The organism is Albidovulum sp. (assembly GCF_008933605.1).
Lineage (GTDB): Bacteria > Pseudomonadota > Alphaproteobacteria > Rhodobacterales > Rhodobacteraceae > Albidovulum.
In genome coordinates this window covers 1-12386 of sequence record NZ_WBUS01000100.1, presented here as the reverse complement: position 1 = coordinate 12386, position 12386 = coordinate 1, and the positions used below count along the sequence as shown (strand labels likewise).

13 protein-coding genes, 1 other RNA gene and 1 pseudogene are annotated in these 12386 nt (G+C 68.7%); 10 read left to right on the top strand and 5 right to left on the bottom strand.

The window, feature by feature from the left end:
* The 5 genes and pseudogenes from F9K34_RS12975 to rpmG all read left to right on the top strand — a co-directional run.
* A pseudogene (locus F9K34_RS12975) lies at positions 1 to 404 on the top strand (hypothetical protein); the annotation flags it as partial.
* 7 nt (positions 405 to 411) lie between these two features.
* Positions 412 to 1077: an N-acetylmuramoyl-L-alanine amidase gene (locus F9K34_RS12970; RefSeq protein ID WP_291337390.1), complete on the top strand. Its 666-nt coding sequence runs from the start codon at positions 412 to 414 to the stop codon at positions 1075 to 1077.
* A gap of 12 nt (positions 1078 to 1089) precedes the next feature.
* An RNA gene (gene rnpB / locus F9K34_RS12965) (RNase P RNA component class A) lies at positions 1090 to 1497 on the top strand.
* Between the two features lie 92 nt (positions 1498 to 1589).
* Positions 1590 to 2294: a DUF533 domain-containing protein gene (locus F9K34_RS12960; protein WP_291337389.1), complete on the top strand. Its 705-nt coding sequence runs from the start codon at positions 1590 to 1592 to the stop codon at positions 2292 to 2294.
* A gap of 148 nt (positions 2295 to 2442) precedes the next feature.
* Positions 2443 to 2610, top strand: coding sequence for a 50S ribosomal protein L33 (gene rpmG, locus F9K34_RS12955; RefSeq protein WP_017928995.1), 168 nt, complete (start codon positions 2443 to 2445; stop codon positions 2608 to 2610).
* A 120-nt stretch (positions 2611 to 2730) separates the two neighbouring features.
* Here the strand turns inward: rpmG and F9K34_RS12950 are convergent, their stop codons facing one another.
* From F9K34_RS12950 to F9K34_RS12940, 3 genes are all read right to left on the bottom strand, one after another.
* Positions 2731 to 3321: a 2-hydroxychromene-2-carboxylate isomerase gene (locus F9K34_RS12950; RefSeq protein ID WP_291337388.1), complete on the bottom strand. Its 591-nt coding sequence runs from the start codon at positions 3319 to 3321 to the stop codon at positions 2731 to 2733.
* 159 nt (positions 3322 to 3480) lie between these two features.
* Positions 3481 to 4254, bottom strand: coding sequence for a Bax inhibitor-1/YccA family protein (locus F9K34_RS12945; RefSeq protein ID WP_291337387.1), 774 nt, complete (start codon positions 4252 to 4254; stop codon positions 3481 to 3483).
* Between the two features lie 113 nt (positions 4255 to 4367).
* Positions 4368 to 4574 carry a DUF1127 domain-containing protein gene (locus F9K34_RS12940; protein WP_291337386.1) on the bottom strand — a complete coding sequence of 69 codons (207 nt, stop codon included), beginning with the start codon at positions 4572 to 4574 and terminating at the stop codon, positions 4368 to 4370.
* A 121-nt stretch (positions 4575 to 4695) separates the two neighbouring features.
* Here F9K34_RS12940 and F9K34_RS12935 point away from each other — a divergent pair, with 121 nt between their 5' ends.
* The gene (locus F9K34_RS12935) at positions 4696 to 5631 is read left to right on the top strand and encodes a LysR family transcriptional regulator (RefSeq protein ID WP_291337385.1); all 936 of its coding nucleotides are present in this window, start codon (positions 4696 to 4698) and stop codon (positions 5629 to 5631) included.
* Here F9K34_RS12935 and F9K34_RS12930 read toward each other — a convergent pair.
* Positions 5584 to 6543, bottom strand: a complete 960-nt coding sequence (locus tag F9K34_RS12930) for an NADPH:quinone oxidoreductase family protein (RefSeq protein WP_291337384.1) — start codon at positions 6541 to 6543, stop codon at positions 5584 to 5586. The genes F9K34_RS12935 and F9K34_RS12930 overlap by 48 nt on opposite strands.
* A gap of 330 nt (positions 6544 to 6873) precedes the next feature.
* Here F9K34_RS12930 and F9K34_RS12925 point away from each other — a divergent pair, with 330 nt between their 5' ends.
* The 3 genes from F9K34_RS12925 to F9K34_RS12915 all read left to right on the top strand — a co-directional run bounded on the left by F9K34_RS12925 (position 6874) and on the right by F9K34_RS12915 (position 9538).
* The gene (locus tag F9K34_RS12925) at positions 6874 to 7236 is read left to right on the top strand and encodes a helix-turn-helix domain-containing protein (protein ID WP_291337383.1); all 363 of its coding nucleotides are present in this window, start codon (positions 6874 to 6876) and stop codon (positions 7234 to 7236) included.
* A gap of 60 nt (positions 7237 to 7296) precedes the next feature.
* Entirely contained in the window at positions 7297 to 8094 is a 798-nt protein-coding gene (locus tag F9K34_RS12920; RefSeq protein WP_291337382.1) for an inositol monophosphatase family protein, read from the top strand.
* Positions 8095 to 8200: 106 nt separating this feature from the next.
* Positions 8201 to 9538 (top strand): 8-oxoguanine deaminase, encoded by a 1338-nt coding sequence (locus tag F9K34_RS12915; RefSeq protein ID WP_291337381.1) that lies wholly within the window; start codon positions 8201 to 8203, stop codon positions 9536 to 9538.
* 40 nt (positions 9539 to 9578) lie between these two features.
* Here the strand turns inward: F9K34_RS12915 and guaD are convergent, their stop codons facing one another.
* Positions 9579 to 10874 (bottom strand): guanine deaminase, encoded by a 1296-nt coding sequence (gene guaD, locus F9K34_RS12910; protein ID WP_291337380.1) that lies wholly within the window; start codon positions 10872 to 10874, stop codon positions 9579 to 9581.
* A 128-nt stretch (positions 10875 to 11002) separates the two neighbouring features.
* Here guaD and mgtE point away from each other — a divergent pair, with 128 nt between their 5' ends.
* The gene (gene mgtE / locus F9K34_RS12905) at positions 11003 to 12385 is read left to right on the top strand and encodes a magnesium transporter (RefSeq protein ID WP_291337379.1); all 1383 of its coding nucleotides are present in this window, start codon (positions 11003 to 11005) and stop codon (positions 12383 to 12385) included.
* The last annotated feature ends 1 nt before the right edge of the window (position 12386 follow it).

The window sequence follows — 12386 nt, the reverse complement described above, 5'->3', positions numbered from 1 at the left end:
CCCCGGACCATGCCGGCATCTCGGACGAGAACGATTTCGCCGCCGTCTCGTCGCGCGAGTCGATCGAATCCGACAAGGCCCGCATCGCCCAGAACCGCGCGGCCTATCAGCAGATCCAGCCGACCGAACTTCCCGAACGGAGCCCCGACGCGGCCAAGGCGGTCGATCTGGTGCAATACGCGCTGAGGGCGCCGAACCGGCTCGGGGAGGCCGTCTATCCGCGCTCGCGCATCGCGCTTTCCAGCAGCGAGAAGGCCTGCGCCCGCTACGCGACGCCCGAGGCGGCGCAGCAGGCGTTCCTGTCCTCCGGCGGGCCGAGGCGCGACCCGAAGAACCTCGACCCCGACGGCGACGGCTTTGCCTGCTTCTGGGATCCGACGCCGTTCCAGCAGGCGAAGAACTGAGGTGACGCTGCCGCCTTCGCCGAACTTCGGTGAGCGGCGCTGCGGCGCGCGGCCCGATCTGGTGGTGATTCACTACACCGCGATGCCCGGTTGCGCCGAGGCGCGGGCGCGGCTCTGCGACCCGGATGCCGAGGTTTCGGCGCATTACCTCGTCGCCGAGGCGGGCGAGGTCGAGGCGCTGGTGCCCGAGGAGGCGCGCGCCTGGCACGCCGGGGCAGGGGCCTGGGGCGCGGTGACGGACGTGAACTCCCGTTCCATAGGCATCGAGCTCCAGAATCCCGGCGACGCGCCTTTCCCGGAACCGCAGATGGCAGCGCTCGAACGGCTGCTCGCCTCGATCCTGTCGCGCCGGCAGATCCCCCCCGAGCGGGTGATCGGACACTCCGACATGGCTCCGGATCGCAAGCGCGACCCCGGACCGCGCTTCGACTGGCGGCGCCTCGCCCGCTCGGGCCTCGCGGTCTGGCCCGGGCCGGGGGGCGACCCGGCGGCGCCGCTTGCCGCCTCGCTCCGGGCGTTCGGCTACCCCGAGGCCGCGCCGGCCACGCTGCTCCATGCCTTCCGCCTGCGGTTCCGGCCTTGGGCGACGGGCCCGGAAGCGCCGGAAGACCGGGCGCTGGCCGACGACCTCGCGCGGCGCTTCCCGGTTGACGGCGGGCCATCGGCCGCCTAACTGAAGCGTTGCGCGGAGGGCCGGATGGCCGCGGGGGCTGGCCCCCGAGGAAAGTCCGGACTCCCTGAAGCGACGGTGCCGGGTAACGCCCGGCCGGGGCAACCCGAGGGAAAGCGCCACAGAGAAGAGACTACCCGTCCCCGGACGGGAAAAGGTGAAACGGTGGGGTAAGAGCCCACCGCGGGCCTGGCAACAGGACCGGCAAGGCAAGCCCCACCGGGAGCAATGCCGAATAGGGGCCTCGCGCGGGGGCCGGTCCCGGATCTCGGTCCGGGAGACCGCCCGCAGGGATGCTTCGACCCGAGAGGCCCGGGTTGGCAGCTTGAGCGCGCCGGCAACGGCGCGCCGAGAGGAATGGTCATCCAGCCCCGGATCACGGTCCGGGGCGGACAGAATCCGGCTTACAGGCCCTCCGCGCATGATTCCGCCCTCCAGACGACAGCCCGCGGAAAGCGCGTGATTGTCGCGCGGCGCGCGCTATCATGGCCGGGGTTGTCAAGGAGAGTTCCGCCATGAGTTTCGTCAAGACGCTTGCCACGCTCGCCATCGGCTTCGCCGCCGCGCGGGGGTACACGAAATACAAGGACATGGGCGGCATGCCCGGCGTGAAGGACGCGATGAGGAAGGCCGGCGAACCCGGCGGCGTCATCGACCAGTGGGGCGAGCAGGCCGAGAAGCTGGGCGTTCCGGGCGGCGCAAAGTCGGTGCGGGAGATGTACGACCGCTTCGGCGGCGCGGCCGAGGCGACGGAGGCCGGGCTCGGCGGGCTCATCGCCTCGATGACGAGCGCGGCGGCGGCGGGCGGCAAGGTGATGGGCGACATGATGGAGGCGGTCTCGGGCGCCAGCCCCGCCTCGGCGATCAACGAGGCCAACGCCAAGCTGATGATCCGCGCCATGATCATGGCCGCCAAGGCCGACGGCGAGATCGACCCCGAGGAACGGGCGAAGATCATGGACCACCTCAGGGACGCAAGCGACGAGGAGATCGCCTTCGTCGAGGCCGCGCTCGACGCGCCGCTCGACGTGTCGGCGCTGGCGCAGGAAACCGGCGCGGCGATGCGGGAGCAGATTTACTCGACCTCGCTCATGGCGATCACCGTCGACACGCCGGCCGAACAGGCCTACCTGGCGCAGCTCGGCACCGCGCTCGGCCTCACGGCCGAGGTGCGGGCGAAGCTGCATGCCGCGATGGGCAAGCCCGCGCCGGGCGCCTGAGCCGCAGGGGCGGCCGCCGGCGCCGGGACGCGCGGATTTCCCGCCGCGCGCCCCGGTTTTGCGGTTGACTCCGCGCAGACGGCGGGTAAAAGGCGGGCTTCAAGGATTTCGCGGGCGGCTCGGGCCGCCCGGCCAGTGGAGAACGACGATGGCGAAGCCGACGACGATCAAGATCCGTCTGAACTCGACGGCGGGCACCGGGCACTTCTACGTGACCAAGAAGAACGCCCGCACCATGACCGAGAAGATGGTCGTGCGGAAGTACGACCCGGTCAAGCGCGAGCACGTCGAATACAAGGAAGGCAAGATCAAGTAGGATCGCCTTCCCCTTGCAAGCACCGGGGGCCGTGCCGCAACGCACGGCCCCTTCGCTTTCTCACCACCCGGTCGTCCGCAATGGGGCGCATCCGCCGCGGGGACGCGACAGGTGGCAGGGTCAGTGCGCCCTTGCCCAGTCGATGGCGTCCTCCAGCCGGTCGTCGCCCCAGAAGACCTCGCCCTTCACCACGAAGCTCGGCGACCCGAAGACGCCAAGCGCCATCGCCTCGTCGGTGGCCCGCGCCAGCGCGCCTGCGATGCGGTCGGATGTTGCGGCGTCCCGCACCCTTGCCGGGTCCTGGCCGATTTCCCTTAGGCTTGCGCTCAGGTTCGGGTCTTCGCCCGCAGGCTCGCACGCCTCGAACCAGCGACGGTAGGAGGCGCGGGTGAAGCCTTCGACCCAGCCCTCCTCGACGCCGAGCGTGGCCACCTGATTGGCGAACACGAGTTCCGCCAGCGGATAGGGCGCGGGGATCCTCGGCGTCAGCCCGTAGCGCGCCGCGCGCCGCTCGATGTCGCGCCACATGTAGGCGGTCTTCACCGGCTTGTCCCGGAACGGGATGTTGTTCTGCAGGATCATGACGTGGCGGACGTTGAACGGGCGCCAGCGGAATGCCACGCCGGTCGCCCGCGCGACATCGGCAAGCCGCATGACGCTGAGATAGCTGTAGGTGCTTCCGATGGAGTACCAGAAGTCGATGTTCGGCATTGCGGCCCTCCCCCCGCCGGTCCGCGCGAGACGCAGTCTAGCACGTCAGGGCGCCGACCCACAGGCAGAGCGAACGTGCGGCCGGCCCGGATGCTTGCCCCGGACGACGAAAGGGCCGGGGTTTCCCCCGGCCCTTCGATTGCCGTCCTTCCGCTCGGGTCACTCGCGGTTGCCGAGGAACTGCAGCAGGAACATGAACATGTTGATAAAGTCGAGGTAGAGGTTCAGCGCCCCCATGATGGCGGCCTTGCCGAGCCACTCCGCGTCGCCGTGCTGGGCATGGGCGATGTAGGTGTTCTTGATGTTCTGCGTGTCATAGGCCGTGAGACCGGCGAAGATCAGCACGCCGAGCGCCGAGATCGCGAACATCACCGCGGGCGAGCCGAGGAAGATATTGACGATCGACGCCACCAGAAGCCCGATCACGCCCATGATGAGGAACGAGCCCCAGCCCGAGATGTCCTTCTTCGTGGTGTAGCCCCAGAGCGAGAGGCCCGCGAAGGCGATCGCGGTGACGAGGAAGGTCTGCACGATCGAATAGCCGGTGAAGACAAGGAAGATCGAGCTGAGCGACAGCCCCATCAGCGCCGCAAAGCCGTAGAAGTAGACCTGCGCGCCGGCTTCCGAGATGCGGTTCAGCACGGCGCCGAAGGCAAAGACCATGATCAGCGGCGCGAACATGATCAGCCACTTCAGCGGCGAGCCGTAGATCGCGTAGCCGAAATCCGTCAGGTAGCGGTCGGCGCCGATCTGGTACTGCGTGGGCACATCGCTCATCGCGAGGCCCGAGATCGCCCAGGCCGCGGCGCCCGTGATCAGCATGCCGACGGACATGAGTCCGTAGACCTTGTTCATGTGGGCCTTGAGGCCTTCGTCAATTTGCAGCGCCTGCGCGCCGACGCGGCCGGCCCGGATGGTTTGATAGTCAGCCATGAAAGCCTCCAGATACATTCCCTTGCGCCGCCCGCGAGAGCGGCGCACCCGGGGTGAAATATCGGGAAGCTGTGGCGTCATTTCAAGGGTTTCCCGCCGGTTTCCGCGGGTTTTCAGGACCGCCAGTTGGCGGGCACGTCCCAGATCGGGCGCGACGCCTCCCGCTCGGCGGCGTCGCGGGTGACGCCGATGTCGTCGAGGAGGTGGTCGCCGAGGTCGCGCAGGCGGGCGCGGTGGCGGCGGAAGGCGAGGGCCGCGCGGATGCGGGCGAGGAAGCCGGGGCGGTGGTGGCCGTGGCGGCGAGGGATGACGTGGTCCATGGGAATGCCTTTGGTTTGTGATGAATTGAAGACCTTCCATCAGAAGGCTTGATAAATATGCGGAGATATGGTCAATATGGGAAACGAATGATTGTTGTATTATACATCAAGGATGGTGATCATGGCCCGCAACCTCGACCTTACCGCCCTGCGCGCGCTCGTTGCCGTCACCGACGCCGGGGGCGTGACCCGCGCGGCTGGTCTCCTCAATCTGACCCAGTCCGCGGTCTCGATGCAGATCAAGCGGCTGGAGGAAGGCCTCGGGGTCGAACTCTTCAGCCGGGCGCAGCGCAAGCTGACCCCGACGCCGGAGGGCGACCAGCTCCTCGGCTATGCGCGGCGGATGCTTGAGCTGAACGACGAGGCGCTGACGCGGCTGACCGATACGGCCTTCGAGGGCGAGATCCGGCTCGGGGTGCCGCACGACATCGTCTATCCCGAGATCCCGAGGATCCTGAAGGCGATGGCCGCCGAGTATCCGCGTGTCCGGGTCAACCTCGTGTCTTGCTTCACCTCGAAGCTGAAGGAGGGGTTTTCGCGGGGCGAATACGACGTGATCCTGACGACCGAGGCATCGCCCGGGGCGGGGGGTGAACGGCTGGCCACCCGCAAGCTCGTCTGGATCGGTGCGCCCGATGGCATCGCCTGGCAGCAGCGGCCGCTCCGGCTCGCCTTCGTGGAGCGCTGCTTCTTCCGCCCGATCGCTCAGGCGGCGCTGAATGGCGCGGGCGTTCGCTGGGAAATGGCCGTGGGCGGCGAATCCGAGCAGGTGGCCGAGGCGACCGTGACGGCGGACCTCTCCATCACGGCGCGGATGGAGGGGGCGATCCCGGTCGGAACCGCGGTTATCGACGGCGCCAACGCCCTGCCGGACCTCGGCCATCTCGACATCTGTCTCTATCAGGCCAACGTCCAGAAGGGCGAGGTGATGGACAAGCTCCTGACCCAGCTCCGCTGCGCCTATGGCGATGCCCAGTGCTGCCTCAGGGTGATTTCCGGCGAGGCCGCGTCAGAGGGTAACGACGACTTTTCCCGTCGACTGACGGCTGCGGAGTAGCGCCAGCGCCTCGGCTGCCCGCTCGATGGGCAGTTCGTGGGACACATGCGGGCGCAGCCGGCCGGCGCCGTACCATTCCAGAAGCGTCTGAAGGCTGTCCGTCAGAACCTCCGGGCGGAACTTGAGGTAGCCGCCCCAGTAGAGCCCGATGACGGTGAGGTTCTTCACCAGGAGGTGGTTGGCGGGAATCTGCGGCACCGTGCCGCTGGCGAAGCCGATGGGGATGATCCGCCCGCCGGGGTTGGTCGCGCGGAACGCGGCCTCGAACTGGGCGCCGCCCACCGGATCGTAGACCACGTCCGCGCCGCCCAGGGCGCGGATCTCGGCCCTGAGGTCGGCGGTATCGCTGTCGATGAGGTGGTCGGCCCCCGCCGCCTGCGCGGCCGCGAGCTTGTCGGCGCCGCGGGCGCAGGCGATGACGCGCGCTCCGAGGAGCGTGCCGACCTCGACCGCCGTCAATCCGACGCCCCCTGCCGCGCCGAGCACGAGCAGCGTCTCGCCCGGACGAAGCGCCGCTCGGTGGTCGAGCGCGACATGGGCGGTGCCGTAGGCGATCTGGAAGCCTGCGGCATGCGCGAAGGGCATTCCGTCCGGAATCGGCAGGCAGCGCGCGGCAGGGAAGCAGCCGTAGTCGGCGAGCCCGCCGGTGCCGGAGAAGGCCGCGACGCGGGTTCCCGGGGCCGGTCCCGCGACGCCGGGCCCGAGTGCATCGACCGTGCCCGCAACCTCCATCCCGAGCGTCAGGGGCGGCTCCGGCCGTTCCTGATACCGACCGTCGATCATCAGCAGATCGGCGAAGTTGAGCCCGCAGGCCGCGATCCGCACGCGGACTTCGCCCGGGCCGGGCTCGGGCCGCGGCAGCGCGCGCAGTGCGGGCGTCTCCCCGAATGCCTCGATGCCGAATGCGCGCATGCCGTCCTCTGGCTCTCTCCGTTCGCAGGCTAACGGGGCGCTTCTCGGCATTCCAGCGGAAGAAGCGGGCGGAGAGTTGCGGAATGCAACGTTTTTCCGAAAGGTGTCTTTGCAAAATGAAATGCAAATTGCAACGTAATCTTCGGGCGAGCGGGCGGACATGTATTTTCGTATAGGGTGACTGTTTCCCGTTTTTGTGCGGTAACAGGTTAGACTCTCCTGTTGTCCAGCGCCCCTGCGGAACGATCTTTTTTTTCGTGAATCCGATGGGCGCCGCCAACTTGGTACGATACTTGCTTGATGAGCGATAGAAGAGGATTGGAGATTATCATGAAGCATCCTGTGGACGTCCATGTCGGCAAGCGCGTGCGTCACCGGCGCTGGATGGTGGGGATGACCCAGCAGCAGCTCGCCGACAAGGTCGGAATCAAGTTCCAGCAGATCCAGAAGTACGAGACCGGCATGAACCGGATCTCCGCCTCGCGGCTCTGGGACATCTCCGACGCGCTCGGCGTTCCGATCAGCTTCTTCTTCGAGGGCCTCGATCAGGAAAATCAGATCGTCGAGGAGATCGACGGCGACATCCTCGCCGACAAGGAAGCGCTGATGCTGGTGCGGTCCTATTACGCGATCCCCGAGGCGCAGCGCCGCCGGCTCTTCGACCTTGCCAAGGTCCTGTCGGACGCTGCCTGAAAGGATTGACCGTGCCGGGGCAGGGGGCTACCGCTTGAGCGTCTCAAGCGGAGCCCCGTCATGTCCCCGACCGACGCCGAAGCCCGTGCGCTGATCGAAACCGCCCATGCGCTGGCGGATGCGGCGCGCGAGGAAACCCTCGCGCATTTCCGCAGCGACGGGCTGGCGGCCGACAACAAGGTGACCACCCATTTCGACCCGGTCACGGTGGCCGACCGTGCCGCGGAAACCCGCATCCGCGAGATCCTCGCCACGCGGCGCCCCGCCGACGCGATCCTCGGCGAGGAGTTCGGGCCGAAGCCCGGGACATCGGGCCTCACCTGGGTCATCGACCCGATCGACGGCACGCGGAGCTACATGTCGGGCACGCCCACATGGGGCGTCCTGATCTCGGTCGCGGATGCCACCGGGCCGATCTTCGGCCTGATCGACCAGCCCTTCATCGGCGAACGCTTCGCCGGCGGCCTCGGAGTGGCCGAGGTGGTGGGGCCGATGGGTCGCCATCCCCTGCGGACCCGTGCGCCGCGCCCGCTTGGCGAGGCGGTCCTCTTCACCACCTTCCCCGAGGTCGGCACGGCCACGGAAGGCGCGGCCTTCGACCGGGTGAAGGCGAAGGCGCGGCTCACCCGCTACGGACTCGACTGCTACGCCTACGCGCTGGTGGCCGCCGGACAGATCGACCTCGTGATCGAGGCGGGGCTTCAAGCCTACGACGTGCAGGCCCCCATCGCCGTGATCGAGGCGGCGGGCGGCATCGTCACCGACTGGCAGGGCCGCCCAGCGACCGGGGGCGGACAGATTCTCGCCGCCGCCAACCGCGACATCCATGCCGAGGCGATGGCAATCCTGAACGGCTGAGCGGTCTGGCGCGCGGCGCCGCCGTACCTTAGGCTTTCCCCCGCCGGTCGAGTCCTTGCCCCTTCTGTCGCCGGTCGTTCCACTCACCGAAGGGGGAGGGGAACCCATGGCCGAAATCCTGATCCGCAATGCGACTTCCGTCGTCACGATGAACCCCGCGCGCGACGAGATCGCGGGCGGCGACGTGCTGATCCGCGGGGGCGCCATCGCCGCCGTGGGGCAGGGCCTCACCACCACGGGCGCGGTGATCGAGGCTGCGGGCTGCGTGGTCACGCCCGGCCTCGTCAACACCCACCACCACCTCTACCAGACGCTCACCCGTGCCGTCCCCGGGGGCCAGGACGCGCTGCTCTTCGGCTGGCTGAAGACGCTCTACCCGATCTGGGCGCGCTTCGGGCCGGAGGAAATCCGCGTCTCGGCGCTTGCGGGCCTCGCGGAACTGGCGTTCTCGGGCTGCACGCTCACGTCGGACCACCTCTACCTCTACCCGAACGGCGCCCGGCTCGAGGACACGATCGAGGCCGCGGCGGAAATCGGGCTCCGCTTCCACCCCACGCGCGGCGCCATGTCGATCGGCGAAAGCCGGGGCGGGCTGCCGCCCGACGCGCTGGTCGAGGACGAGGCGGCGATCCTGACGGACATGGAGCGGGTGGTCGATGCGTTCCACGACCCGGCCGAGGGCGCCATGGTCCGCGTCGGGCTTGCGCCCTGCTCGCCCTTCTCGGTCAGCCGCGACCTGATGCGCGAGACCGCCCGCCTTGCCCGCGACAAGGGCGTGATGCTGCACACCCACCTTGCGGAGAATGACGAGGACGTCGCCTACAGCCTCGCCGCCTTCGGCTGCCGGCCGGGCCAGTATGCCGAGGACCTGGGCTGGACCGGTGCCGATGTCTGGCACGCCCACTGCGTGAAGCTCGACACGGCCGAGATCGGGTTGTTCGCGCGCACGCTGACGGGTGTCGCCCATTGCCCCTGCTCGAACTGCCGCCTCGGCTCCGGCATCGCGCCGGTCCGGGCGATGCGCGACGCGGGCGTGCCCCTGGGCCTCGGCGTCGATGGCTCCGCCTCGAACGATGCCGGCAACCTCCTTGCCGAGGCGCGCCAGGCGATGCTTCTCCAGAGAGTCGCCAAGGGTGCGGACGCCATGTCCGCGCGCGAGGCGCTGGAGATCGCCACGCTGGGCGGCGCCGCCGTGCTTGGCCGGTCCGACTGCGGGTCGCTCGCGCCCGGCAAGCGGGCCGACATCGCGATCTGGGACCTCGCCGGTATCGAGGCCGCCGGCGCCTGGGACCCGGTCGCGGCGCTCCTCCTCTGCGGTCCGCTCCGCGTCCGTGACCTGATTGTCGAAGGCCGCACCGTGGTACGGGAGGGCCATCTGACCAGGGTCGACCTGCCGCAACTGATCGAACGCCAGACCCGGCTAGCCCGTCGCCTCATGGCCTGAGGTTTGGGGATCCACCCCCGCGCAGAGCGTCCCCGCCGGGTCAGGCGGGGCGCGCGACGCGCCGGCCGCCGATCCAGACCGTGGCGATGGCCCGGTCGTCGCCCATCATGATCGTCGGGAACAGCGCTTCCCAGATGTCTTCCGCCTGCGCGGCCCGCTGGGCGATGGCCGGCGTGGACGAAAGGTCGATCGCCACGATGTCCGCCTCCATCCCCGGCGCAAGGTTGCCAATCCTGTCGTCGGCGCGCAGCGCGCGGGCGGAGCCCTGGGTGGCAAGCCACCAGAGTTCGGCCGGGTGCAGCGCCCGGTGGCGGAGCTGCGCAACCTCGTAGGCCGCGGCCATCGTCCTGAGCATCGAGAAGGACGATCCACCCCCGGTATCGGTCGCCAGCCCGATCCGCTGGCCCGCGCGCGCGAGCCCGTCCATGTCGAAGAGCCCCGAGCCGATGAAGGTGTTCGAGGTCGGGCAGTGGATCAGGCTCGCGTCCACTTCCCGCAACCGGTCGCGCTCGCGCGGTTCGAGGTGGATCGCATGGCCGAAAAGCCCCCCGGGGCCAAGGAGGCCGTGCGTCTCGTAGGTGTCGAGATAGTCGCGCGCCTCGGGGTAGAGCGACTTCACCCAGGCGATCTCGTCGGTCTGCTCGCTCAGATGCGTCTGCATGAGGCAGGAGGGGTTCTCCGCCCAGAGCGCGCCGAGCGCCGAAAGCTGTTCGGGGGTGGAGGTGGGCGCGAAGCGCGGAGTGATGACGTAGGAGAGCCGGTCGACCCCATGCCAGCGCTCGAGAAGCCGTCTGCTGTCATCGTAGGCGGACTGCGCCGTGTCGCGCAGGCCTTGGGGCGCGGTATCGCGGTCCATGCAGGTCTTGCCCGCCCAGGCGCGCAGTCCGCGCGTCCGTGCCTCGGCGAAGAAGGCCTCGACGCTCTCGGGGTGGATCGTGCAGTAGCTGCAGACAGACGTGGTGCCGTGGGCGAGGAGCAGGTCGAAATACCGCTCCGCGATCCCGGCGGCATAGGCCGGATCGGCAAACCGCATCTCCTCGGGGAAGGTGTAGCTGTTCAGCCAGTCGATCAGCCGCTTGCCCCAGCTCGCGATCATCGCGGTCTGGGGGTAATGCGCATGGGCATCGACGAACCCGGCGGAGAGGAGGCGGCTGCCACAGTCGGTCACCTCGGCCGCGGGATGCGCGCGGCGGAGGTCCTCCGCCTCGCCCACGGCGCGGATGTGCCCGCCCTCCACCAGCACGGCCCCGCGCGGGAAATGACGCGCTGCCGAGGGTCCGTCTTCCATCGGGTTGCCTTCGAACCGCAAGACCTGGCCAAGGATCAGTTCCGCCATTTCCGCCTCTCCATCGCGCGTTGTCGGTCCAGTCTAAGCCCATGTCGCGGCCGGGGAAATCGCCCATTGCCCCTGTTTCTTTGAAACTCCTTCCGGTAAGGTCGCGGCAATCGCGGGAAGGGGGCGGAATGGCCGAGCATGTGCAGGACAACGCCGAACGGGAGGAGGACGACTACGGCCTCGACCCCCGGCTCGTGCAGTCGATCCGCGAGGCCATCGACGCCGGCAATGCACCGGCAATCGACACGCTCATGGAGCCCCTTCACGCGGCCGACATCGCCGACGTGCTGGAGCAGATCGACCCGGACGAGCGGCGTGACCTCGTGCGGCTATGGTCGAAGGGCTTTGACGGCGACATCCTCTCGGAACTGGACGAGGCGATCCGCGAGGACGTGATCGAGGCGCTGCCGCACGAGGTTCTCACCGAGGCCGTGCGCGAACTCGACAGCGACGATGTGGTCGATCTCATCGAGGATCTCGAGGAGCCGGTTCAGGAGCGCATCCTCGACGCGCTCGAGGTCAGTGACCGCGTTGCCGTCGAGCAGTCGCTCACCTATCCGGAATATTCCGCCGGCCGTCTCATGCAGCGCGAGGTGGTGACCGCGCCCGAGTACTGGACGGTGGGCGAGGCGATCGACTTCCTGCGCAATGCCAAGGAGTTGCCCGACCAGTTCTACCACGTGATCCTTGTCGATCCGCGCTGGCATCCGGTGGGCTACGTCACGCTCGGCAAGCTCCTGTCCTCGAAGCGCGCGGTGAAGCTGACCGAGATCACCGAGGACAGCTTCCGCACCATCGGCGTGATGGACGAGGAAGGCGATGTCGCCTATGCCTTCAACCAGTACCACCTGATCTCTGCTCCCGTGGTGGACGAAGACGGACGGCTTGCGGGCGTCATCACCATCGACGACGCGATGGCCGTCCTTGACGAGGAGCACGAGGAGGACATCCTGCGCCTCGCCGGTGTCGGCGAGGGATCGCTGTCCGACAGCGTGATCGAGACGACGCAGCAGCGCATCCCCTGGCTTGCCGTGAACCTCGTCACCGCCATCGTCGCTTCCTTCGTCATCGCCCAGTTCGAGGACGTCATCGCCCGGGTCGTCGCGCTCGCCGTGCTGATGCCGATCGTCGCCTCGATGGGCGGCAATGCCGGCACGCAGGCGCTGACGGTGGCGGTGCGCGCGATCGCGACGCGCGACCTGACGGGGTCGAACCTCTGGCGCGTGGTCCGGCGCGAGGTGCTGGTGGGCGTTGTCAACGGGATCGTCTTCGCGCTCGTCATGGGCGCGGTCGGCTGGCTCTGGTTCGGATCGTCCTGGATCGGCGCGGTGCTCGCCGCCGCAATGGTCATCAATCTGGTCGTTGCGGGGCTCGCGGGCATCCTCGTTCCGGTGGCACTGGAAAGGGCGGGCGTGGACCCGGCCCTCGGTTCCGGTGCCTTCGTGACGACGGTGACCGATGTGGTCGGGTTCTTCGCCTTCCTGGGACTGGCGGCACTGGTGCTTCTATGAC